General features: G+C 46.4%; 17 protein-coding genes. 13 read left to right on the top strand and 4 right to left on the bottom strand.

What is annotated here, in order from left to right; translation table 11 throughout:
• Positions 1–189 precede the first annotated feature (189 nt).
• The 10 genes from J2Z66_RS19465 to J2Z66_RS19420 all read left to right on the top strand — a co-directional run bounded on the left by J2Z66_RS19465 (position 190) and on the right by J2Z66_RS19420 (position 15,510).
• On the top strand, positions 190–1,935 hold the full coding sequence (locus tag J2Z66_RS19465; RefSeq protein WP_209973428.1) for a sensor histidine kinase: 1,746 nt from the start codon (positions 190–192) through the stop codon (positions 1,933–1,935).
• 3 nt (positions 1,936–1,938) lie between these two features.
• On the top strand, positions 1,939–3,597 hold the full coding sequence (locus tag J2Z66_RS19460; protein WP_209973426.1) for a helix-turn-helix domain-containing protein: 1,659 nt from the start codon (positions 1,939–1,941) through the stop codon (positions 3,595–3,597).
• A 118-nt stretch (positions 3,598–3,715) separates the two neighbouring features.
• Positions 3,716–5,410, top strand: coding sequence for an extracellular solute-binding protein (locus J2Z66_RS19455; protein WP_209973424.1), 1,695 nt, complete (start codon positions 3,716–3,718; stop codon positions 5,408–5,410).
• Positions 5,411–5,478: 68 nt separating this feature from the next.
• Positions 5,479–6,372 carry an ABC transporter permease gene (locus J2Z66_RS19450; RefSeq protein WP_209973423.1) on the top strand — a complete coding sequence of 298 codons (894 nt, stop codon included), beginning with the start codon at positions 5,479–5,481 and terminating at the stop codon, positions 6,370–6,372.
• 10 nt (positions 6,373–6,382) lie between these two features.
• On the top strand, positions 6,383–7,267 hold the full coding sequence (locus J2Z66_RS19445) for a carbohydrate ABC transporter permease (protein WP_209973421.1): 885 nt from the start codon (positions 6,383–6,385) through the stop codon (positions 7,265–7,267).
• 36 nt (positions 7,268–7,303) lie between these two features.
• A complete protein-coding gene (locus J2Z66_RS19440; RefSeq protein ID WP_209973419.1) occupies positions 7,304–8,785 on the top strand; it encodes a glycoside hydrolase family 28 protein in 1,482 nt (493 codons plus the stop codon).
• A 63-nt stretch (positions 8,786–8,848) separates the two neighbouring features.
• On the top strand, positions 8,849–14,566 hold the full coding sequence (locus J2Z66_RS19435) for a DUF4838 domain-containing protein (RefSeq protein ID WP_209973418.1): 5,718 nt from the start codon (positions 8,849–8,851) through the stop codon (positions 14,564–14,566).
• Between the two features lie 143 nt (positions 14,567–14,709).
• A complete protein-coding gene (locus J2Z66_RS19430; protein WP_209973416.1) occupies positions 14,710–14,928 on the top strand; it encodes a hypothetical protein in 219 nt (72 codons plus the stop codon).
• Positions 14,876–15,181 (top strand): SDR family oxidoreductase, encoded by a 306-nt coding sequence (locus J2Z66_RS44110; protein WP_376774441.1) that lies wholly within the window; start codon positions 14,876–14,878, stop codon positions 15,179–15,181. Before J2Z66_RS19430 ends, J2Z66_RS44110 begins: the two co-directional genes overlap by 53 nt.
• 113 nt (positions 15,182–15,294) lie before the next feature.
• Positions 15,295–15,510 carry a hypothetical protein gene (locus tag J2Z66_RS19420; RefSeq protein WP_209973413.1) on the top strand — a complete coding sequence of 72 codons (216 nt, stop codon included), beginning with the start codon at positions 15,295–15,297 and terminating at the stop codon, positions 15,508–15,510.
• Positions 15,511–16,253: 743 nt separating this feature from the next.
• Here the strand turns inward: J2Z66_RS19420 and J2Z66_RS19415 are convergent.
• The 4 genes from J2Z66_RS19415 to J2Z66_RS19400 form a co-directional block, all read right to left on the bottom strand.
• Positions 16,254–17,477: a GerAB/ArcD/ProY family transporter gene (locus J2Z66_RS19415; RefSeq protein ID WP_209973412.1), complete on the bottom strand. Its 1,224-nt coding sequence runs from the start codon at positions 17,475–17,477 to the stop codon at positions 16,254–16,256.
• An 82-nt stretch (positions 17,478–17,559) separates the two neighbouring features.
• On the bottom strand, positions 17,560–17,787 hold the full coding sequence (locus J2Z66_RS19410; protein ID WP_209973410.1) for a hypothetical protein: 228 nt from the start codon (positions 17,785–17,787) through the stop codon (positions 17,560–17,562).
• A gap of 4 nt (positions 17,788–17,791) precedes the next feature.
• Entirely contained in the window at positions 17,792–18,997 is a 1,206-nt protein-coding gene (locus J2Z66_RS19405) for a Ger(x)C family spore germination protein (RefSeq protein WP_209973408.1), read from the bottom strand.
• Positions 18,998–19,034: 37 nt separating this feature from the next.
• Entirely contained in the window at positions 19,035–20,561 is a 1,527-nt protein-coding gene (locus J2Z66_RS19400; protein WP_245375672.1) for a spore germination protein, read from the bottom strand.
• A 172-nt stretch (positions 20,562–20,733) separates the two neighbouring features.
• Between J2Z66_RS19400 and J2Z66_RS19395 the strand changes: the two genes are divergently transcribed.
• The 3 genes from J2Z66_RS19395 (at position 20,734) to J2Z66_RS19385 (ending at position 24,287) form a co-directional block, all read left to right on the top strand.
• The gene (locus tag J2Z66_RS19395) at positions 20,734–21,810 is read left to right on the top strand and encodes a DUF4432 family protein (RefSeq protein WP_209973406.1); all 1,077 of its coding nucleotides are present in this window, start codon (positions 20,734–20,736) and stop codon (positions 21,808–21,810) included.
• 7 nt (positions 21,811–21,817) lie between these two features.
• Complete coding sequence (locus J2Z66_RS19390) at positions 21,818–22,177, top strand: c-type cytochrome (RefSeq protein ID WP_209973404.1); 360 nt, start codon at positions 21,818–21,820, stop codon at positions 22,175–22,177.
• Positions 22,178–22,310: 133 nt separating this feature from the next.
• Entirely contained in the window at positions 22,311–24,287 is a 1,977-nt protein-coding gene (locus J2Z66_RS19385; protein WP_209973402.1) for an LTA synthase family protein, read from the top strand.
• Positions 24,288–24,317 lie beyond the last annotated feature (30 nt).

Below are 24,317 nucleotides of genomic sequence, written 5' to 3'. Positions count from 1 at the left end.
AACACCATTTATATAGGTTTATGAAATATATAACCAAGTACAAAACACCATTTTGTTTGGTGTAATTGGAATTATCGAGATCCCAAAACGGCTCAACCCCATTTGTTATTCCTGAAGGATCTAGCGCCTCTGAAGGAATTACTTTATAATGTCTGCATACTTCAAATTAGTTATGTGGGGGACATGTGTATGCATATTGTTCTATTTCTTCGGAACAAAAACTTCTCGATTTATACGAAATTACTAAGTTCGTTTTTAATTGTGTTAATACCGGTCTTTACAGTGGCGCTGATTGCCAACTACGACGGAGCTCAGAAAGTCAAAACGGAAATTGAAAAGACGATCAAATCGAAAGTCAACTCCTACCAGAGCACGTTTGACAGCGAGATGCTCAGAGTTATCAACATGCGGAACGAATACATATTGGACAAGGATTTGCAGGATATCAGCGTGCTGTCCAGCATTATGTCTCCCTACCAATTTGCTCAGTCTGTCAGTCGGATCGTCGGCCGATTAAATGTACTCAGATCCTCCAGCTTATATGTAAGCGATGTCGAAGTCGGCATCCCCTCCCTTAATCGAACAATCTCAGTCACATCCTATGAAAATTCTGTAAATGAGATTGAGTTACTTCAACTAAATACAGTTTTGGATGATTCAATCATTGAAGACTCCAATGAGTATTATATTTACGGCGCATACCCGTTATCTCTTCCAGAAGGAGTTGCACCGCTGTATTCAGTAAAGATTCTTTTGTCGCAGGAAAAGATTGTGCAGTCACTCTCTGAAATGGTATTCATCTTGCGAGGAGGGGGAATGCTGTTTGGCTCCGAGATGGACTGGACGCTCCAGAGCGGTGAGAATGAAGATATGCGTGCCCATTTCCAGCCTTATGTGCAAGCATTTATCGCGGAGAAGAAAATGGAACAGAATGAGTGGATTAAAATCGATGATGTTCGTTATTTCGTGTCGATGGAGCGTTCGGAACGGACGGGAACTACTTTGCTGTTCTATGTGCAGGAAGATAAGATCCTTGGACCTTTGAAGGAGAATCAGACCTGGCTGGTTGCTTTGTCGATCGTATCCTTGTTTGTCGTAGCGCTGTTCGCTTACTGGATTCACCGGCTGATTCGAAAACCGATTCAGGTTATGGTTCAGGCGTTGCGCAATGTTGAGCACGGCCGCACCGGCGTTACGATTAAATACCGGTTCAGGGATGAATTTAATTATATGTACAATCAGTTCAATGCGATGACGAGGCGGCTTGATGTATTGATATACGAAGTTTACGAGCAGCAGATTCGTACCCAGCGGGCAGAGCTCAAGCAATTGCAGTCGCAGATCAATCCGCATTTTCTGTATAACAGTTATTTTGTGCTGTACCGTATTGCGCATATGAAGGATCTCGATAATGTGCAGCGGTTGGCTAAGCATCTGGGAGAGTACTTCCGGTTTATTACCCGCAATGAAAGTGAAGATGTCTCTCTACTGGAGGAGTGGAATCACACGCAGGCATACATCGAGATCCAGATGTTTCGGTATAAGCGGCGGATGAAGACGGTTTATGACCCGCTGTTGCCGGAGCATCATCGACTGATGCTGCCGCGCCTGCTCCTGCAGCCGATCATCGAAAACGCTTACGAGCACGGATTGCTCAACAAGCGGTCGGACGGTCTGGTCACGATCCGATTCGTCACCGGCGCTGATGGAATTGTAATCAGTATCGAGGATAATGGCGAAGAGATCGCTGACGAGCAGATTGTTCAATTGCAAAGGAAATTGACAGGATACAATGATATAGCCGAAACGACAGGGATGATCAACGTCCATAGACGCATTCAGTTGAAATTCGGTAAACCGTTTGGTTTATGGGTCTTACGTGCGTCGATTGGCGGATTATGCGTGCAAATTTATATACCCGGACAGGAGAATTGAAATATGTACAATTTGCTGGTCGTAGATGATGAGGATTATATTGTTGACGGGCTGATCACCTTGTTTGAGGAAACTTATCAGGAGACGATCCACTATTATCGGGCATACTCTCCGTTTGAGGCGATAGAGATGTTGGAAAGCACCAAAATGGATATTGTTGTATCGGATATTCGGATGCCGGGGATGACCGGTTTGGTTTTGCATGAGCAAATTATTCGGCTTTGGCCGAGTTGCAAAATGATCTTTTTGACCGGATACAATGATTTCAACTATATTCAGACGGCTCTGCGCAATGATAGCATCAATTACATTCTGAAGACGGAATCCGACGAGATCATTGTTCAGGCGGTAGATAAAGCGCTGGACCTACTGCGCAGTGCCGATGAAGCGAAACAATTGATGGAACTGGCGAAGAAACAGATGCAGGCATCGCTACCCATTTTGCAGCAGCAATATATAGGGGAGTTGCTGAATGGATCGGCGGAGCTTGCGGCTTTGCCAGGACAGTTGCTTGAACTGCAGCTGCCGCTTGAAGCGGAGCTGCCTGTATTAATGCTGTTGGGCCGGTTAGAAAATAGGGATAACATTGGCATTGCAACTGTTCAGAGTTCACAAATCTATGCCGTGAGTACAGTCGTCGATCGTTATTTTCATGGGCATGCTCAATGGCATGGCCTGTTCTACGAACAGACCAAATGGGTGTGGCTGATCCAGCCACAGTCCGGGGCAGGCCGGAACAGTGTAGCCGCTGATGGAACCAGTTCCAGTTGGGAAACGCTCAAGCACCGTATCGCCAATGTGCTGACGCATATTCAGTCGGATTGTATGCAGCATTTACAGCTGAAGCTTTCCTTGCTGGCGGCTGGCGAGCCGGTCAGTTGGGCGGTTTGCAGCGCGGAGTTCGCCAGAATGAAGGCTGTTTTCTATACGCAATATGGCATGCAGCAGCAGATGGCGGCAGTGGAAACAGACCTGCCGACCAGAACCCTTGGCCATGACAGTAAACGTTTCTATGAACTACGGCCAAATCATTGGCTGCAATTGCAAAGTTATCTCGAGAAAGGTCAGATCGAACCGTTCCGGGAGCTGTTCCGGGAAGTGACCGGGCGGGTCCGGGCAGATCAGATCAGGCAGGACGAGCTTTGGCTGCAAATCTATCATTCGCTGCTGTCCATTTTTTTCTCACACATTTATCAGTCGGATCAACGGGAGAGTTGGTCGGCATGGTTCGAATACGATCAATTGTTATACGGACACCATCAGACCTGGGGTGACATATCGGCCAAGCTGTGGCAGTTGGCTGCGTCTATTTTCCATAAGCAGCAGCATCAATTGGCAGACCGTGAACGGGAAGTTGTCCGCAAGGTCAGGCAGTACATTCAGAGCAATCTGGGGGGAGTTCTTTCATTGGAGCAACTCAGCAAAATTGCCGGATACAACCATTCGTATTTGTCGCGGCTGTACAAGGAAACAACAGGAGAGGGACTGACGGAATACATCACAAATGAGCGCTTGACGGCTGCCAAAAAACGGCTGTGCGAGCCGGATCAGCAAATCCAGGAGGTCGCTGAGTCGCTTGGCTTTGAGTCGCCCACTTACTTTACGCGCTTTTTTAAGAAGCATACCGGGATGACCCCAACCGAATATCGTGAATTTTTATAGCTGTCAGACAATGTGTAAAGAAAGGTTCAGTATGTAAACATTGTCTGATTGAGAGCGGTGTCATTCGTGCCTATACTGAATACAGGCATAAAAATATAGGTTACCAGGAGGAAAACAGATGGGCATCAAGGGGTTTCGGGTTGGATTTTTGTTTTTGTTAATCGCTGTTCTAATAACGGTTACAGCATGCAGCAAGGGGGAGCAAGGCGGAGAAGGGCAGCAAACGTCTCCAGCGCCGTCGGTTAAAGAGCAGACAGAAAGCAGTGCCAGCAAAGTTTCTGAGCAGTCGGAAGCAGTCGATCCATTGGGTAAAAATGATCCGGCTGTCGAAGTTACGGCAGTGCGAGATGTAAGCGGTGTTAATTTCCGTGAAGGAGAATCTCTTGAAAACAATGTGTGGAGCCGAGCGTTTGAGGAGCAGTTGGGTATCAAGCTCAAGTACCAATGGACGACGCAAGGGGAGTATGATCAGAAGCTGAACGTTTCGATAGCTTCTGGAGATTTGCCCGATTTGTTTCATGTAAATAGCTCACAGCTTAAACAACTGATTGAATCCGATCAGATCGCCGATCTGACAGAAATTTATGACAAGTATGCTTCGGAGCTGACTAAGCAGATCTTGGCTATGGATCCGTTGCAGATGAAGTCTGCTTCCAACCAAAGCAAACTGATGGCGATCCCGACAGTCGGTTCTGCCTCGGACTCGGCGCAGGTACTGTGGATCCGCAAGGATTGGCTAGACAAGCTGAAGTTAGCAGCTCCCCAGACATTGGCCGATGTTGAAGCGATTGCGCAAGCATTTGTCGCCCGTGATCCGGATGGCAACAATGTGTCTGACACATTTGGCATTGCGGTCAGTCAGGTGATGACCAAAGCCAGCTTCGCATCGTTAAAAGGCTTTTTCAATGGCTATCATGCTTATCCGAATCAGTGGTACCAGGATGAAGCCGGGAAATTTGTATATGGCAGCGTCCAACCGGAGACTAAGGCTGCACTGGCCAAGCTAAGCGAGATGTTCAAGGCGGGGCTGATTGATCCTGAGTTTATCGTGAAAGCTGGAGATAAGAATATTGAGCAACTGGCCGGGGGCAAAGTGGGCATTCAGTATGGAGCCTGGTGGAACCCGACTTATCCGCTACAATCCAATATCGATCAGGATCCAAAAGCGCGTTGGGTCGCTTATGGGATTCCATCTGCCGACAGTACACCTGCAAAAATTCAATTTGACTTTCCGGTTAACAAATACATTGTAGTGAAAAAGGATGCTGCTCACCCGGAAGCAGCGATTAAAATGCTCAATTTGATGATCAAAAAAGCTTACGAAGATATCGATATTGAAAACTACTTTATCGCCAAAGACGGTTTCCTGTACAACAATTATCCGTTGTTGTATGCCTCCAAACCGAACGGCAATCTGGATATTCATCTTAACCTGGTCAAGGCGCTGCAAGCGAAAGACGCCAGCGGCTTGAATGCGGAAGAGGCCGGATATTACGCGAAATTAGTTGATTACCAAAACGGCGATTTGAAGCAATGGTATGAAGAAGGGATGTACGGAGAAACGAGCGCATGGCCATTCGTGAAGGAAAAGATTGATCAGAATCTTGTGCAAAATCCTGGGTTTTTCGGCGCGGCAACGGAAACGATGTCGCAAAAGGGCGGCGTGCTGACCAAAATGGAAGATGAAACGTTTGCGAAAATTATTATGGGCGAGGTTGCCATCGATGAATTCGATAACTTTGTTCAGAATTGGCATAAGCTTGGCGGAGACGAGATTGCTAAAGAAATTACCGAATGGAATTCCAATCAGTAAACAATCCGAAAGAGGAGGAAAATCTCCCTCCTCTTTTCAATAGCCTGACAACGAGACAGGAGCGCATTATGAACAAAATTTATACTAAACAGTACCCGTTGCACGTAATGCTCATACCCGGGGTAATATTTGCGCTTGTATTCAGCTATGCGCCGATGGTGGGGATTGTCATCGCGTTTCAACGGTTTTTTCCAGTAAACGGTTTGTTCGGTTCAAGCTGGATCGGGCTGGACAACTTCAAATTCGCTTTCTCACTGCCTGATTTCTCCATTGTGCTGAGCAATACCCTCTCGATCGCTTCGATGAAAATTTTAGCTGGGTTGATCGTGCCCATTTTTGTTGCTTTGCTGCTTAACGAAGTGCGGATTCATTTTCTGAAGCGCAGCTATCAGACGCTGATTTACTTGCCGCACTTTCTGTCGTGGGTTATTCTAGGCGGCATTTTAACAGATATTTTATCGCTGGATGGGATTATCAATCAGCTGCTGCATTCAGTCGGTGTCGATCGGATCTCTTTTCTCAGCCGCAACGCATGGTTTCCGACAGTACTTATCGTATCAGATGTGTGGAAGGAATTTGGTTTTAACACGATCGTATACTTGGCAGCGATTACGAGTGTTAATCCTTCCTTGTATGAAGCAGCTGTTATCGACGGGGCCGGACGCCGGAGACAGATGTGGCATATAACGTTGCCTGGGATGAGAACGATCATTGTGCTGCTGGCGACGTTAAGTCTTGGGAATGTACTGAATGCCGGATTTGATCAGGTGTTTAATTTATATAATCCGGCAGTATATACAAGCGGTGACATTCTCGATACCTTTGTGTACCGGATGGGTATGATTGATTTCCAGTACGGTTTGGCTACGGCGATCGGCATGTTTAAATCGGTCATTGCAATGCTGTTAATCTCCATCTCCTACTGGACGGCGTACAAGTTTATGAATTATCGGATTTTTTAAGGAGGCAGTCATGCTCGAAAGAAAAACATTCAGCAACTATACCTTTCATGTATTTAATTTATTTTTCTTAACGACAATTGCCTTCTGTTGTGTAGTCCCGATTATTCATATTTTGGCTGTTTCGTTTAGTACCAGTAGCGCAGCTGCAGCGGGATTAGTCAAGTTTTGGCCGGTGGAGTTCACTACAGATTCCTATTCGTTTATTTTGAATAAACCGGAATTTCTTCGTTCAATGGTTGTGACGCTGATCAGAGTGGTGTTGGCCACGACGCTGGGTATGATTCTGACGATTCTTTGTGCTTATCCGCTGTCCAAAGAGAAAGAAACGTTCAAGTTTCGTGCGATTTACGCCTGGTTTTTTGTGGTTACGATGATCTTCAGCGGCGGATTGATTCCGTGGTATATGACAATCAAGTACATTGGTATTCTGGATAGCATCTGGGCGTTGATTCTCCCTTCGGCATTGCCGGTGTTTAACATTATTTTGCTGTTGAACTTTTTCCGTGCATTGCCCAAAGAAATGGAGGAGTCTGCTTTTATGGATGGCGCTGGTTATTGGCGCGCGATGTGGAGTATTTCTCTGCCTGCTTCGACACCGGCACTGGCAACGGTCGGACTGTTCATGATCGTCACACAATGGAATTCCTGGTTTGATGGCCTAATCCTCATGAATTCTCCGGATAAATACCCGTTGGCCACCTATTTGTACACCGTTATCAAGGGAATGGATCTGACCAAAATAAACGGCAATGATTTTCAAAATCTGGCATCGATCAGTGATAGAACGGCTAAAGCGGCGCAAATCTTTTTAGGGGCGCTGCCTGTGCTGCTGGTGTATCCGTTTTTACAAAGGTATTTTGTGAAAGGGATCGTGCTGGGAAGCGTGAAAGAGTAACCGTACGGCGTGCGGCAGGAAGAAAGGAAGAGGGCAATGAAGAGCTATGATGTGGTCGCTTTTGGAGCGGTTGGCGACGGGATTGTACCCGCAACGCATTCGTTTCAGCAGACGATCGACGCTTGCGCAGCAGAAGGCGGCGGAATGGTGTTCGTACCGGCAGGACGGTATTTGATCGGTACGATTTACTTGAGGAGCTATATATCGCTGGTTCTGGATGCAGGCGCGGTGCTGCTGGCTAGTACGGATCGACAGCATTATGAGATGGTAAACGTTTATCAGCGTACAGGCAATCCGACAGCTTATCCCGGTAATATTTGTGCAATCGGCGTTTCGGGAGTCACGATCAGCGGTCGGGGCCGATTGGACGGGCAGGATCAATCGTTCTGGATAGCCAAAGAGGGAGCAGGTAACAGCTCGGAATCAACCCTGATCGCCTACTGGCCGAAGGACTGGCGACCGATGTCGTTATTGTTCGAGCATTGTGAAGATGTGCTGATTGAGGGAATCACAATCAGTCACAGTTCTGTGTATGCGGGCTGGCTGATCGACTGCAATCGTGTAAATATCAACGGAGTGACTATTAGCAACGATTTGCGAGGACCGAATACCGACGGCTTCCATCTAAGCTCCTGTCGCTACGTAACGATTGCGAATTCGCATTTTCAGACCGGAGACGATGCGATCGCGATTGATGCCAATGGAACGCAAGCGGCCAGCTATATGACGATCACGAATTGTACATTTCATACTTCGGTCAATTGCTTTCGGATCTACACAGGACTGGATCCGTGGATTACGGAGCGTGTGTATTCCCTGGTAAGTCAGATTGTCATCTCCAATTGTTCTGTCTCTGAAGCAGCCGGTTTTATCAACCTCACAGCGGAGGATGGGGAAATCGCTGGAGTTGTTGTAACGGGGATTACGCTGCGGATGAATATTGAGGGCGTGCCGTTTTTTCTGATGACAAATCGGGGAAGCATCCGCCGAATTTCAATCAGTCAAGTGATCGCTGAAGCGAATGGAGTCTGTACGGTTGTCGGGCAACCCGGCGACTGCATCGAGCAGGTACAGATTGCCCAGTCGCAATTTGAAATAACGCCGCGAAAGAAAAAATATGGATTGGGGATTCCCGAGGATATCACAGGATACGCGTATCATCATTTTGCACCCTATCATATTTATATCCGCCATGTGAAATCGATCGGTTTTCATCAGGTGCGCGTACGTTGGACAGATAATGCGCTGCCAGACTGCTGGAGTCTGTTGCAAGCCGAGCATATCGAGCAACTCGTATTGCATCGCGTCCAGGGAGCAGCATATGGCGGTAATGCTGATGTTCCGGTGATCGCATTGCATCAGGCGGGGGAAGTTGAAGTGGCGGGCATGAAGGTCGACGCGGCGGCGACGGTATTTATACGTCTGACCGGCGATCAGGCAGAGCGGACACGACTGCGATTAACCGATAATCATCTGGAACTGATAGCAACAGAGGTACAATCTGATTTCAGAAAATAACATTTATTTCAATGATTGTGTCAAAGAGGGGCACTTAAAAACGAAAATGAGGTGTGAAATTTTATGATTAGAATAATCGATCGAAGGTTACTTTGCTGTTTGCTAGTTCTAAGCCTGCTCTGCTCCTTGATCACCCCGTCAATCTCAGCGGCTGACAGCCTGCCTGACAATAGCGGGACACAGACAGATTTATCAGGGCACTGGTCACAGCCAGTCATGGAAAAATGGATACAATTGGGGCTGCTGAGTGGTTATTCATCCGGCCAATATTTTCCGGACCGCACGATAACCCGTTCAGAGTTTGTTACATTGATCGATCGGGTGTTTAACTTTCCTGAATACGCCAAGCTGGACGACCAGCCCTTTAAAGATGTGTCAGCAGATGCGTGGTATTTCGGGGCTGTGCTGCGTGCATACCATGCTGGAGTTATAGAGGGTGTGGTTGGAAACAAGTTTACCCCGCTAGCTTTACTTACCCGTGAAGATGCAACTGTTATGGTAGCTCGTGCTTTTCAGATGAAAGTTAGCGATGAAGGCACATCTGCATTTGCCGATGCCCCCCAAATTTCCTCCTATGCTCGGCCAGCTGTTGGGCTTATGCAGAAACAAGGGTACGTAAAAGGCAATGCAGGGGGCTTATTCAAGCCTAAAGCGAGTATTACGCGATCAGAAGCCGTTCAAATGATGGACAATGTTACCGGAATGTTAGTGAGAGCAAATGAAGTGCTGAATGAGAGTGCAAAAGGGAACGTTATTATTCAGGGTGGAAGTACAACATTGTCAGATATGGTTGTGGCGGGAGACTTATACATTACCCAGGGTGCAGATGACGGGGGAATTTCGCTCACAGGCGTCACTGTAAAAGGCAATGTATTTATTTATGGCGGAGGACGCTTGGAACTTCTTGATACGACAATCGGCGGTTTAATTCATGTAAATAAGTCGAACGCTGATATTGAGATAGTTGCGGCTGGCAGCAGCCATATTCCAAAGATTGAACTGTTGACTGGAGCTGCCCTTAAGGAACAGCAGCTTGCTGAAGGTTATGAAGGCTTTGGCGATGTTGCGATTGGCGGGGGAGCTCAATCTGTGCCAATTAAGATTTTTTTGCAGGGCCAATTTAAACAGGTTTACAATTCCCTGAAGGGAGTCAAGCTCGCGATTGCTGAGATTACTACGGTTGCACGCTTGACGCTTGATGAGGCGGCTGATGTTAGCGTCGATGGGTTGATCCTCACGGCAGAGCTGAATAAAAGCGGCTCGACATTAAGCAAATGGCCTGCCAAGGTAAAGTTTGGCACAAGTGTAACCGCAACGATCGAAGGCAAGCTTGTTGTGCAAGAGCGGCAAGTGGAGGATACAGTTAAAGGCGTGATCTCTTCTGGAACATATCCAGAACCAGAACCGGAGACGAATGGTCCACTGCCAGTCGTTGAGAACAATCTTGCCAAGGCATCCGTCATTGTAAGTGACACTGCGGATTTACAGACGAGAGAAGCAGCAGATAAATTGATTCGTTATGTTAAGCAGTCAACAGGTGTCGAGCTTCCACTCGTTGTGGATAATAACACGACGGAAAAGTTGATCGCGTCCAATGGGAGCTTGCAGTATGAACCGATTGAGCGATTGGAATTGCCGCCGACAGTGGCGGATTTTAAAGTGCAAGCTGTAATAGACGGCATAGAAACGCTTGCCTACAGCCCACTTGAAGTGATCTGGAATGAAGCTGCCAATACCGGCAAGCTAATCATCCACTCTCTTGAAAACTTAAACAAGGAGCAAGCTGTTCAATATAAGGTCACTTATAAAGATCGTGATCCTATACATAGTACGATATTAACGATTCCGGGCAACAGCCAGGGGGCGTTGAGTGTAAATGGTTCTTTTGAAATTGGGTATGCAGGGGACGCCGATGCGAAGCCGTGGCGGTACTTTTATGAATGGGCAGGCCAAATGTCCCGCAGCAATGAGCAAGCCAGAAGCGGCGGCTATAGCCTGAAGGCTGCAGGGATTACCGGCATCGCCTGGCCGAACCAGCTAATTACTTTTGCCGAACCTGGTCAATATGAGCTATCAGCCTACATCTATGTCCCGGCAGGGGCGGCAGCAAGCGGTACGGCACAGTTGTTCGCCAATCTGGGCGGTGACGGAGGCGAGATGAATACCAGAGGTGCAGTTGTTGCGGCATCGAGCAGCGGTGGTGAGTGGAAGAAGCTGAGTCTGGAGCTTATCGTACCAGAAGCCATAGTGGGCAACGAGATTATGTTTGGACTTGAGCTGTTGGGCTTCGCAGCCAATGAGTCCGTATATATTGACGATGTGAAGCTTATTCGTACCGATGCCGGGGAAGAGCTTGAGGAGCAAGAACAAACGGGTACAATGGAGCCTGCCGATTTGGGTACGGGTACACAAATTTATATTGGCATGCAAGGATTAACAACCCCGGAGCATCAATTGCTGCTGGAAGGCGTGGATAGCGATGGCTTTGTCATTCATCCCAATGGCAATCGGATCACGATCGCGGGTCCTACATCGTGGGGAACCGAGTTTGGTGTCGACGAGTTTTTGGAGCGCTACATCGGTGTCCGCTGGCTCATGCCAGGACCGGATTGGGAAGATGTGCCTGTACATGATAACCTTTCAGTTTTACTCCAGGATACGATTCGTGAAGAACCGGCATTTTTCTCCCGATCATTTGAGACCGTGGGCAACGCTGCGCGGACACGCTGGATGAGAGATATGAGGATGAACTTCAAAGTGGAATTTGCACACAATTTGTACAATTTGCTCCCACCGAGTAAATATCTGGAGTCACATCCGCAATTTTACCCTGAGGGTGCAGACCTGTCATTAGACCATACTTGGCAGCCTTGCTTTAAAGCGGAAGGGATCGTGGAGGAATCCATTGAAGTCATTAATGCATATTTCGATCAACATCCGGAAGCGACCTCGTATTCCATCGGAATCAATGACACTACTCAATTCTGTAAGGAAGATTACGGAGATAATGTAACCTACAACTCGCTTGGAATGGTAGATATGTCGAATATTTTCTTTGACTGGGTAAATGAGGTGTCGATAGGTGTGTTTGAGGAGCATCCGGATAAATACTTAGGGACATACGCTTACTTTAACGTATATGATCCACCGACAAATGTCGAGCTTGACCCGCGTGTTGTTGTCTTTATAACAGATGACCGCCTGTCTTGGGGGGATCCTGACATGAGACAGTTAGGGCATACCCTGTCCGAGGGATGGGCAGAAACAGGGGCTACAGTAGCTTTCTATGACTATGTGTACGGTGCGCCATACGTGGCTCCGCGCAATGCCTATCAATTAATGGAGGACCAATATCGTTATGCGGAATCAATAGGGGTAAATGCTTATTTCAGTGAGCTGTTTCCGAATTTCGGAGAAGGTCCCAAGCCATACCTGTCTGCGAAGCTTCAATGGGATCCGGGCCTGGATAAAGATACTATCCTTGAGGAATGGTATGAGCGCGCAGTAGGTGCTGCAGCTGCAGCGGATGTGAAGGCCTATTATGAGATCTGGCAGAGGTTCTGGGAAGAAGATATCTATGAAACGCAGTGGTACCTTGCCTGGAAAAATAGCACACAGAGGACAAATTTTTTACCTTTGTATTCTGCGGCATACCTGTCCGATTTGAAATTAGAAGACTTGGAAGAGAGCCGCCGACTGCTGGAATCTGCTATCAGTAAGACGGAAACACCAGCACAGGAAAAACGTGCCCGAGATTTGCTGCATATGTTTGAATACTATGAGATATCAAAAGCAAGCTATGTGGACCAGGGAATCGTTGTTGCCGATCCGACAAGTGATGCAGAAGCCCAGGCTATCCTTGATCATGCAGTTGAAAAAATCGAGCTTATGAATAGTCGTTATGCCATGGTTGATGGCTTCAATACTGATGATGTCTATTTGCAAACTCTTCAGCCGTTAAAATGGGAAGTGGTGTCCAATAATGAAATATGGGCATTAGCAAGGTGGATCTCTCAAAATCCAGATAGCGAAATTCACAATCAGCTTGAACAATGGAAGGATTCGCCAGTGCCGGAAATTCAACAATTGGCTTACAAGATCACCACTGCCTCTTACGGGGCAGGAGTAAGGAATCCCGGGTTTGAAGAAGGGCTCACTTCTTGGTATGACTTTCCGGACACAGTGGCAGAACTGGTGGATGATGCTGCAGCCGGTAGCAAAGCGATCAGAGTCAACAGGAGTAGCGTGGAGCAAACGGTCTTCGTGGAAAGCGGAAAACAATATGAATTATCGTTCGATGCCAAGGTAGAGGGAAATGCCGGGGTACTCAATCTGGTTGGGATGAATTTCTGGAATGTACCCGGAATCGGGTTGACCGGCTCTCGGATTACGGTCATTCCCCAAACGTACACACGGATTAAAATCCGGTTTACTCCGCCGGCCGGATTCTCTCATGCAACGATCGTTATCTATAAAGATCCAGGCGACGGCTGGGTATATGCAGATAACTTCCAATTGAAGGAATGGTCGGAAGCAGACGAGATCCAATTGACAGGAGTAACAGGGACAAACGGCAGCATCGTTGCCGCTTTCGATGGCGTACCGGCGAATGTACCTGTAGCCCAGGATTTTATCGTTCAGCCGATCATTAACGGTATAGCTGCTGATGATATGCTTGTTAATCAGCTTATGTGGGATGAGGAAACACAGACTGTGACGCTCTCCGTTCCGGTTATAGCGGCTGCAGCAGTAGAGCAACAGATTGTATATAAGGTTACCTATGATGACGGAGAGGCAAAGGATAGTCCGGCCATAGTGATCAGTGCGGATCCAACAGCATCACTTCTCCTTAACACTTCCTTTGAAATCGGGTATGCAGGCGATGTGGATGCGAAGCCGTGGCGGTACATGTATGAATGGGTGGGCGAAATGTCCCGCAGTAATGAGCAAGCCAGAAGCGGCAGCTCCAGCCTGAAGGCGACTGGGATTACCGGCATCGCCTGGCCGAACCAGCTTATTACCTTTGCTGAGCCTGGTCAATATGAGCTTTCGGCCCACATCTATGCACCGGCAGGAGCGGAAGCAAGCGGTACAGCACAATTGTTCGCCAACCTAGGTGGTGAACTAAACACTAGAGGTGTAGTTGTTGCGGCATCGAGCAGTAATGGCGAGTGGAAGAAGCTGAGTCTGAAACTTAACGTGCCGGAAACCATAGTGGGGAACGAGATTATGGTTGGGCTCGAGTTGTTGGGCTTCGGCGCCAACGAGTCTCTCTACATGGATGATATTGAAATGGTGAAGGTATGGGAACCACTTAATGAAAATTTCTCTTTTGAGATTGAAGCACAAGGAGATGTGGATGCGAAGGCGTGGAGGTACTTTTATGATGACTGGGTGGGCGCAATGTCCCGCAGCAATGAGCAAGCCAGAAGCGGCAGCTATAGCCTGAAGGCTGCCGGGATTACCGGCATCGCCTGGCCGAACCAGCTTATTACCTTTGCAGAGCCTGGTCAGTATGAGCTTTCAGCCTACATCTATGCACCGGCAGGGACGGCAGCAAGCGGTACAGCACAGCTGTTCGCCAATTTGGGTGGTGAACTGAATACCAAAGGTGCAGTTGTTGCGGCATCGAGCAGCAATGGCGAGTGGAAGAAGCTGAACCTGGAACTTACTGTGCCGGAAGCTATAGTTGGGGATGAGATTATGTTTGGGCTCGAACTGATTGGCATAGACACTAATGAGACTCTATTCATTGATGATGTGAAAATAATGAAACGTTAGCTAGCCGATTCATCTCATTGATAATGAATTGTTCGACTCCATACACCTAAAACTATTGGCGTTCATGAAGCCGCCCCTTACTTTCTGAGTAAGGGGCGGCATTTTAACAGGTACGCGGGATGAGGAAACGGAGGATATTACGGATGTCCGAACTGCAATTACAGAATAAAGTGATTTGTATTACTGGCGCGTTAGGTGCAGTCGGGAGTGAAGCGATGAGACTATTTCTAGATCGAGGAGCACGGGTAGTGGCGTGTGATTTGAAGGAGCAAGGAGAATTCATCGAGCGGGAAATCATTTCAGATCTTTATGGGAAAGGGGAAGCAAACACCGGAATCGTTCAAGGCGACTATGAAAAATAACAGCTTGATTGGAAGGAGCGGCAGGCCAAATGAAATAAATGAGGTTGCCGCTTTTCTGCTTTCAGATGCTGCGTCTTATGTTACAGGATCCTCCTATCCGGTGACAGGGGGTTGCGCTTGTGAGAACGTCAAGGAACCTTTTAATGGATTAATGACATACACCAGAAAAAAAGTAGCAGTCATTATTACGGAATATCGGCTTAATTCCCATGCGGAGGTAATTGTCGCGGAATATGTTCCGTTCACACATTGACAGGCAGTGAGGTTTGGACAGCGATGGATCAGAAAGAGTGGCATCTCGAGGCGCTTGCCACCTACCGGGTTCATTATGTGGGGCATCTGTGAGAAAGAGTCAAAGAACCTGTTTTGTTTATCATCGAATATAATGATGGTTTAAAAGGATATGTAATCCAGCTTCAGAACGAGGTTGAGCAATGGTCGTTTGCCTTCTGGAGAGCTAAAGGGAATAGGGTTGCCGCTCTCTGCGATTCGGATATTGAACGTCCTTTCGGTCATTTTGACGTATTGACCCACCATATTGAAGATATGATTGTGACAGGGAAATCTCTGAATTATTCTTAGTGATGGGGATTATCATAAAAAACTTTGGAGCAGTTGGGATGGAAAATTGTGGGCTGCATCTCTACAAGATATACCATTGAGAGAAAGGCTAGATTGCTGGGGCATGGGTGGAAGAACGATAGTGTCCGCATTTAAAGATGTGTTCCAACCTCCCAAGTAGAGTCAAGGGAACGAAGAGCCCTCCCATAGCAGCCAACGTATCAGCTCGCCTCCCCCGAATCGAATTCTCCCGCCTCTAATGGAGCGTGTGGCTTCACTTAACGATGTTTTTCATCGTTAAAGCAAGTTTTTCGAGGTCAGTCGTCACTTTAATGATGATTTTCATCGCTAAAAGAGGCCGGATGGCCTCTTGGGGTGGTAAAAAGGGACTTTAACGATGTTTTTCATTGTTAAAGTAAGGAAGTGGAGTTGATCTGGTGTTTTTAGCGATGAAAAACATCGTTAAAGTAGCAGCTTTTCATCCCAAGCGCCTTTGCTGCTAGGAGATTTCCTCCATTCAAGAGAAAACCCTTGCTAGTTGTCCGTTTGAGCTTGGTGTTCTTGCAATTTGTAGCTGAGAGAGAAAGGGCTGTGGGTGGAAGAACGAAACCGTCCGCATTTAAAAGATGGGTTCTTACCGCCTAAGTCTAATCAGGGAAAACTATCTTTAACAGCGACAGGAGCTCACAGCCCACAGTCCTCCCCTCCCTCCATGCACCCAGGTAATGAACACGATAATCAAAGGGCGCCACAAAATGTCTTTCTCAAAATAAACGTTTAAGCAACTTTTCCTGATTATCAGAATCATTTGGGCTAGTGTCAGTGAGATTAGAATTAGAATTAGAATCTGAATTAGAATCTGAATTAGAGCCGGAGCCAGAGTCAGAGTCAGGTGGTGGAGCTAGTTTTTTTCGGCGCAGAAAAGCGACGATAAGGAGCAGGACCGGCAGTACAATGCCGTACATAGACGCGTAGGGGGTCCAGACTAGACCTGAAAATTTGTTGCCGTAAATAATGTCAGGATAAACGATCAGGGAAAGCGGGACAAGAATGACGCCGAGTGGTACAAGCACGGTGCGGTAATCCTTCAAGTTTAATATTTGTGCGAGTCCCAATGCGGAAACGTAATAGGTGACGGCGGATTTGAAGAAGATGGTTAGAAACCAGATAACGGCAAGTAAGGATTCCACCCTCTGCAAGAAGTTGCCGACATGGATTTTTTGTGTGAGAGAAAAGGTTGGATAATTGTTTCTGATTGTAAGACTGGCCCCTAACACCGTAATGGAAAGAAATGTGACAACAACAATTAAGAAGCCGCCTATGATACCTCCAATGAGAAAGGCCTGGCGCCTTTTATTTAAATTTTTTACATTGGGGAATATAAAAAGGAACAGCGATAGCTCCAGATAAGGTATTGAAATCAGTGGAAGAGAGCCCTGGAGTACAGGTTTAAGGCCATGCTCCAGCATAGGCTGTAAATTTATCATTTGGATTTGCGGGGAAACGAATACCGCTATGATGAAATAAAAGAGCACGATCCATGGAAAGAAAATTTCCGCCGCTCGTGTCAATACCTCCAGACCAAGAGAGGCTGCCATAATGACGATCACCATAAACAAAATAAGAATGGCTGTAATTGGTGTTTCCGGCATTACCTCCGTCGTTAAGAAGTCTCCGATATATCGCAGCATAAAAGCAGCGAGCAGGTAGGAAAAGATGAAAAACTGTATCGCGACAAAGAGGCCAATCCATTTGCCCAGCAGGATTTTGCAGTACTCGAACAGGGTCTTGCCAGGGAATTTACTCCCGATGGCGCAATACAGGACGATTAATCCAAGTCCCGCGGCGACCGCTAGAATCGAAGAAATCCAAGAGTCCTGCTTTGCATGCATCGCAATAGCCCCAGGAATCATGAGGATGGAGCTGCCGACGATGAACATAATGACCAGTACAGTAAATTGTCTTGTCCCTATTTGAGGATGCTCCATACCATCACACTCCTTTTCCTGCTCTTTCCTAACTCGTTTCCGTCTCTTCTTCGGTTGCTGGTTCTTCCTTTTCCGTCTCTTCCTATGGTGTGAATATGATTTTGCCCAGCGGTTCAAAGAGATAGATAATGAAGTCTACCGGGTTTGGAATTTTTAAATGAAGGATCTGTCCAATAAATAAGGCTGTGCCAAAAAGGAGCAGGACGGAGTAAGCGGCCAAATCCTTGATCATTTTTTTGCGCAGCATACCTGGAACCTGTACCAGGGCAATTAAGAGAATGACAATAATTAACCCAGCTATTCTAGTCATTTGGTTACTCCTTAGTTTCTTTTACAATGGTGTTCGTTATACTGCCTACTCTTCGGATATAATGATTAACTTTAAAATGGACAGGAATTGAAGTGAATTCTTCATTCCAATTATCTTTCATTTTGTCCCATTCTTTGGGATGAGTGCGATGAATGACGGATCCAAATCCAAGAAAATCGGTCTTGAAGACCGTTTGTGCTTTTTCTACTGTTTTCTCCATCAGATTTTTCAGATAGGCTGATCCGAGATCATTGAGCATCGTTATTGTTTTTGGATCATCCATTTTGATATTACAAGTAACTTCACCAACGTCCGCTTCAATGTCCATGGTGACGTCGATTTCCGGATGCCCATTTACCAGGTGACTGGTGGTTTTGGTATCCGTTCTTACAACTTCTATAGTCACACGCCCGCCGCCCTCAGGGCAATCCAGATGCCCCACCGTTTTCTCCACTTTTCCAGTGATATAATTATAGGCTTTGCTTTCACTCGGATTTAGCCAGCCGATCAGCTTGTCTTTTTTAAAAACACCAAGCCCCACATATTCCAGCTTGACAGGGGGGAGAAGTTTATCTGTATTTTCTGCTTGATTGATCAAGCTCTTATTGCCTTTGATTTCAATGCCGGTAATGACAGGAGAATTACCCGAGATGGAAAAGTCATTCAGCAAATCGTCCAGGTAAAATCCCTTGGTTGGGGCCCAAAACTTTTCAGACGCCTGAAGGGACAGGAACATTGAATTTGCTGGGATTTTTTCTAAGGGAGTAAGCAGCTTCAGAATATTGGAGGCGGAATCCTTCTTGGCAATGGCGATAAAGAAATCGCTCCGAACCTCATGGCTGCGTGAGAAAAAATCGAGCACATCGTTCAGGCCTTCCCTGGCCATGCTTTCACCCACGATCATCATCCGTAAATGCGATAAATAAATTCTGCGGGGAGCTGTCGTCGTCATTTGCCGCAAGGCCTCAAGAACACTCGAATTAGTTGCCGTAAAGATAGTGACAGGCAGTCCGCCATCGCCGCTGCCGCCTTTGCCTGCAACCAGACTGGGGACAACAACCTGAGCGGTTATCTTATATTCGCTGCCTATCTTATCAATACCGATACCTACGGTTATGCCAAGCTCATTTAATTCCCTGCGGTTCCAGCATCCCGTCAGCGGAAGGACAAGCAGGCCGACGAGAATAAGGCTCGTCATTTTTTTGAACATAGCAAGCTCCTCCTTATTCGGTGATGCTGTTATTTCATTAGGATGGTGATGGCTTCTTTGGTGCTGAGTTGTGCTCGCGAACCTTGTTTTTCTTCCCGATAAAGCGGGGTCTGGTGTGCATCATCCAGATGGGCAGCCGGATCAGTGTGTCCCGCTGCTCGTTCCAGATGAAGGGCGCGAATGGCGACATAAACGGAACTCCGAACGAACGCAAGCTGCATAAGTGAAGCACAATCCCGATCAGGGCGGCGCTGATGCCGAATAGGCCGAAGGAGGCAGCAAGCAGCATAATTGCAAAGCGCAGTACACGAATAGAAATAGCCAGATTGAAAGCAGGGATAACCAGGTTAGAGAGTGCAGTCAAAGAGACAACGATAACCATAGCGGGGGAAACAAGTCCAGCCTGAACAGCGGCATCTCCCAGAACGAGAGCGCCTACGATAGAAACGGCCTGACCGACTGCGCGGGGCATGCGAACTCCTGCTTCCCGTAAAATCTCGAAGGTCACTTCCATAATCAAGGCTTCCACAAAGGCTGGGAAAGGAATCCCTTCACGCTGAGCCGCAAGGCTGATCAGAAGCGGTGTGGGCAAAGTTTCTTGGTGAAAGGTAGTGATTGCGATATACATAGCCGGACCTAATAATGCTATAAAGAACGTCAGGAATCTTAATAGGCGAATGATTCCATAGTCATATCTTTGGTAATAATCCTCTGCTGCCTGGAAAAATTGGATAAATAAAGCGGGAATAAGCAGGACAAAGGGAGTGCCATCGATAAAAATAGCGATGCGCCCCTCCAATAAAGCAGCGGCAACCACATCCGGACGTTCGGAATTCATTATGGTTGGAAACGGTGTGTAGGTTTCATCCTGAATCATTTCTTCGATATAACCGCTTTCCAGAATGCCGTCTATATCAATCCGATCCAAGCGGATGCGGGCTTCCTCAACCACTTTCTTGTCTGCAATGCCTTCGATGTACATGAGGGCCACATCTGTTTTCGTAACGGTTCCGATGATTTTCTTTTCCAGCCATAAGTTTTCATTCTTGATTTTTCTGCGGACAAGCGCTGTATTGGTATTCAAATTTTCGGTAAACCCTTCGCGCGGCCCCCGTACGACCGTTTGGGTGGAAGGCTCCTCTATGCTTCGTTCTTCTCCGCCTTTTGTATTTAAAGCGAGGCAGCCTGTATGTCCATCGAACACAAGGATAGCTTCACCGGATAACATAGCTTCGAATAAGGAGCTTATCTCATAAAGGTTACGGATGCCCCCAACGGGTAAGCTGATATACTGCAGCAGATCTGGAAGATCATCCTGGAACCAGTCATTTGCTTTGAATTCCTGGGCATATTTATTTTCGAGTAAGGATTCAATGGCATTGCCTATCACTTTGGAATCGATTAAGCCAGCCACAAATATAATGGCAGCCTGGATTTGCCGGGACTCTCCTATGAAGAGGATTCGGGAAACCAAGTCACTGCTGTGACCCATCTTTGAAGAGAGGTAGCTCACCTTGTCTGCGAGCGAGGATTGGAAAAACAGTTCGGATTTTGATTCACTCAATGGCAATCACCTTCGATGTTAAAGGATACATAATTAAAGATACATACTAATTGTTTACCATGGCGGAATTTTTATGCATTTATGATTTCTCGTTGTAATGGTATAATGTCATAGTAAATATATGGAGCTTTGGCGTGATTTTCGATGCTTTTATTAGATGGGGGGAAGGGACTTGGATACATACCGTAAACAACGGAATTATGGCTGCCGTATACATGACCAAGGCACTTATTTGGGGATGAGAACCATTGTAATGGAGAATGATAAAGTGCGCATTTCCATTCTTGCTGATAAAGGAACAGAAATTTTTGAATATTTATACAAGCCCCTTGACCTCGATTTTATGTGGCTTTCCGAGAACGGTGTGCAGAACCCGCGGGATTACGTATCCACTTCATCGGACCCTATCTCGAACTTTATAGATTATTACCCCGGTGGCTGGCAGGAAATATTCCCTAATGGAGGCCCGACAAGTGTGTATAAGGGAGCACAGTTCGGTCAGCATGGAGAAGTCGCTCATATGCCATGGTCTTACCGGATTGTGGAGGACAGCGCAGAACGTATCCAGGTCTTGTTTTCAGTAAGAACGAAAAAAGTACCTTTTTTATTAGAGAAAACGCTGACGTTAGTATTAGGCTCATCCACCTTGACGATCGAGGAAAAGTTGGAAAATTTAAGTGATGTTCCCCTGCAATATATGTGGGGCCAGCATTTGGCGTTCGGGAAGCCATTCCTGGAAGAAGGCTGCCAAATTATTGTTCCCGAAGGCATTAAAATCGTAACGGAAGCAACTGGACCGGGTGAGGCTGGCCGAGTGGCACGAGGTGCTAATTACGAATGGCCTCTGGCAGCCGGACATAACGGTGAAAGTGTTGACCTCTCGATACTGCCGCCTCAAGGAACGCCAACAGATATTGCTTATCTGACGGGCTTTAACCAAACAGGGGAATACGCACTTGAGAACAGTAGAATAGGGGCAGGTATACAAGTGAAATGGGATGCCGAACAGTTCCCTTACTTATGGTTCTGGCAGGAATTTGGTGAGACGGTGGACTACCCCTGGTACGGACGGCATTATAATATTGGCTTGGAGCCTTTCTCGAGCTACCCGACCTCCGGCTTATCCGAGGCTATCCTTAATGGTACCGCTGCAGCGATTGAACCCAAAGGCAGGAAGAGCTTTACGATGGAAGTATCACCTTACACAATCACAAACAGTGAATCCAAAAGTGAAACGAAAGGGACATAGAGATGTTATGAAAAAAATAGCTTTTCCAATGCTCCTCATTATTTTGTTAATTTCAGGCATATCAGCGTGCAGTAAATCTGGCGGTAATGAAGTGACACCAGTCCCATCTCCAGCGGCTTCAGGCGAGACCACAGTCGATACTACAGCCAAAGCAACTGAGCTTTATAAGAACTTCTGTATTACCTGTCATGGAAGCAGTTTGCCAAGGATGGAAGCTCCTGATCTGCAAAAAGTCGGAGAACGTTTAAGCGCCGAGCAAATCGTGAAGCAAATTGAAAAAGGTGGAAATGGAATGCCGGGCTTTCGTGTTAGTATGAAGGACGAGGAGATCCAGATATTGGCGAATTGGCTAGCTGATCAGAAATAATTGGATTGTAAAGGTTTCGTAAAAGAGATAAATAGTTTACAATGGAAAGAGACTGCAGGGTGCCGGGTTAGCGGCAGTGCTATCTCTTTTTTTATTGTTTTAAACAGTTTAGATAGAGGAGTGTGCTAGAGAAATGCGTCTTACCTTTCCAGTACCTAAACAAGCGATTTACGGAAAGCTAGGCAACAATCGCTTTCAATCATACAGTATGATCATTATTGCTCTACTAATTGTCCCTATGCTCTTAGTTATTGCTGTTGAGTATATCCAGAGGGGCTCATTATCGCTGACACTAGATTGGGTGAATTTAAACCACAAATTATTTTTCGTCAATTATTTAATCAATTTTTTTGTATTTCTATTCATTTATTGTTTGCTAGGCTCTCTTGTAGTTTCTATGGGAGTGACTACGATGCTTATGTTCCTGGTATCATTGATTAATTTTTTTAAGATCAAGCTGATCGGAGAGCCCTTCTTTCCCTGGGATGTTCTTCTTAATAAAGAGGGAATGAACATCATTCCATTAGTTTCCGGGTCATCAACGATGATCAAGATTTTGGGCTTGTCGGTTATCGTCATCTGTATTTTTCTGCTCAGATTGATTGTGCCCCGGCTTTCGATGCATTGGATTATGAGGGTTACCCTTGGCCTGCTCTCCATATTCATCCTGTATTCAGTAGCTCTCAAAACACCATGGGCAGCTAAACTTGTAAGTAAAATGGACGTCAATGAAGTTGTTTGGAATCAGCGGCAGAGCTATTCGAGCAATGGCCTGGCCATAGCGTTCACCTTGAATGTGAAAAATTCAATTGTACCCAAACCATCGGGATACGAGAAAGAAGCTATTGAAGCCACAGCCAAAGCGATCACGGAAACAGCCCAATCCAAATCTTCGGACGCTGTCTCCATGAGCAGCAAGATCAGCACGAAGCAGCCTAATGTGATTTTTATTATGAATGAAGCTTTCTGGGATCCTACGTTGCTTCCGAATGTAACCTTTAGCGAAGACCCTATTCCTACAGTCCATCGTTTGCAGAAAGAACACAGCTCCGGTTATATGCTTTCCCCGCAATTTGGCGGGGGGACCAGCAATGTAGAGTTCGAAGTGTTGACTGGATTCTCAACAAGCTTTCTTCCAGGCGGTTCCATTGCCTACCAGCAATATATTAATAAGCCGACGCCAACGCTAGCAAGCTTATTTGAAGGAAGAGGCTATAAAAGTATGGGCATCCACCCTTATGAGGGTTGGTTTTGGAGCCGTAATACTGTATATAAGGAATTTGGATTTGAGAGCTTTAAAAGCAAGGATTATTTTGTGGAACCGGAAATCAAAGGTACGTTTATATCAGACGATGAGGTTTCCCGAAGTATTATCAAGGAAATCGATGAAACTGAAAACCCTATGTTCATTTATGCTGTCACAATGCAGAATCATGGTCCGTATGCGGATAACCGTTATGGTTCCAATCCCATCAAGGCTACGGGCAATTTAACTCCTGACGCCAAGAATATTCTGGAAACCTACACACAAGGCGCACATGATGCGGACAAAGCATTGCAACTCTTGATCGACCATTACGAGCAATCTGATGAGCCTACTATGATTGTTTTTTATGGGGATCATCTGCCGATGCTCGGGCTGGGATATGAAGTGTATGAACAAGGTGGCTTTATAAGCACAAATAATCCCGAAGAATGGTCGCTTGAGGAGCTAAAGAAAATGCGCAGCATTCCTTTGGTAACCTGGTCTAATTTCTCTTTACCTAAGGATGATCTGCCTATCATCAGCAGTTCTTTCCTCGGTGGATATGTGCTGGATGCATTGCAAATAGAGAAGCCAGGACAATTCGCGGTGAATAACGAGCTGTATAAGAAACTGCCTGGAATGATTAATGGTTTATCCATAGATGCCAATCTGCAGCTCCATAAGACAGTACCTGAGGAGTTGGAGTCAGAGGTTGAGGCATACCGCAATGTGCAGTATGATCTTCTGTTCGGTAAGCAATATTTGGCAGAATTTATGAATCCGGACTTTTTAAATACAGAATCCATTCCTACTTTTAACTTTCAGTTTGATGATAAGCAGGAGAATTCTTCAAGCAAGCAGTAAGTAGAAGGATTTCTATATGTGGAAAAGTGA

This window comes from Paenibacillus eucommiae, from assembly GCF_017874215.1.
Taxonomy (GTDB): Bacteria; Bacillota; Bacilli; order Paenibacillales; family NBRC-103111; genus Paenibacillus_AI; species Paenibacillus_AI eucommiae.
This window is presented reverse-complemented; position numbering and strand designations above follow the sequence as displayed.

Coding starts and splice junctions, on each gene's coding strand:
- J2Z66_RS19430 (WP_209973416.1), top strand. CDS start 14,710: ATGTCCGAACTGCAATTACAGAATAAAGTGATTTGTATTACTGGCGCG.
- J2Z66_RS19455 (WP_209973424.1), top strand. CDS start 3,716: ATGGGCATCAAGGGGTTTCGGGTTGGATTTTTGTTTTTGTTAATCGCT.
- J2Z66_RS19465 (WP_209973428.1), top strand. CDS start 190: ATGCATATTGTTCTATTTCTTCGGAACAAAAACTTCTCGATTTATACG.
- J2Z66_RS19445 (WP_209973421.1), top strand. CDS start 6,383: ATGCTCGAAAGAAAAACATTCAGCAACTATACCTTTCATGTATTTAAT.
- J2Z66_RS19460 (WP_209973426.1), top strand. CDS start 1,939: ATGTACAATTTGCTGGTCGTAGATGATGAGGATTATATTGTTGACGGG.
- J2Z66_RS19440 (WP_209973419.1), top strand. CDS start 7,304: ATGAAGAGCTATGATGTGGTCGCTTTTGGAGCGGTTGGCGACGGGATT.
- J2Z66_RS19405 (WP_209973408.1), bottom strand. CDS start 18,997: ATGTTCAAAAAAATGACGAGCCTTATTCTCGTCGGCCTGCTTGTCCTT.
- J2Z66_RS19415 (WP_209973412.1), bottom strand. CDS start 17,477: ATGGAGCATCCTCAAATAGGGACAAGACAATTTACTGTACTGGTCATT.
- J2Z66_RS19435 (WP_209973418.1), top strand. CDS start 8,849: ATGATTAGAATAATCGATCGAAGGTTACTTTGCTGTTTGCTAGTTCTA.
- J2Z66_RS44110 (WP_376774441.1), top strand. CDS start 14,876: ATGGGAAAGGGGAAGCAAACACCGGAATCGTTCAAGGCGACTATGAAA.
- J2Z66_RS19390 (WP_209973404.1), top strand. CDS start 21,818: ATGAAAAAAATAGCTTTTCCAATGCTCCTCATTATTTTGTTAATTTCA.
- J2Z66_RS19450 (WP_209973423.1), top strand. CDS start 5,479: ATGAACAAAATTTATACTAAACAGTACCCGTTGCACGTAATGCTCATA.
- J2Z66_RS19410 (WP_209973410.1), bottom strand. CDS start 17,787: ATGACTAGAATAGCTGGGTTAATTATTGTCATTCTCTTAATTGCCCTG.
- J2Z66_RS19385 (WP_209973402.1), top strand. CDS start 22,311: ATGCGTCTTACCTTTCCAGTACCTAAACAAGCGATTTACGGAAAGCTA.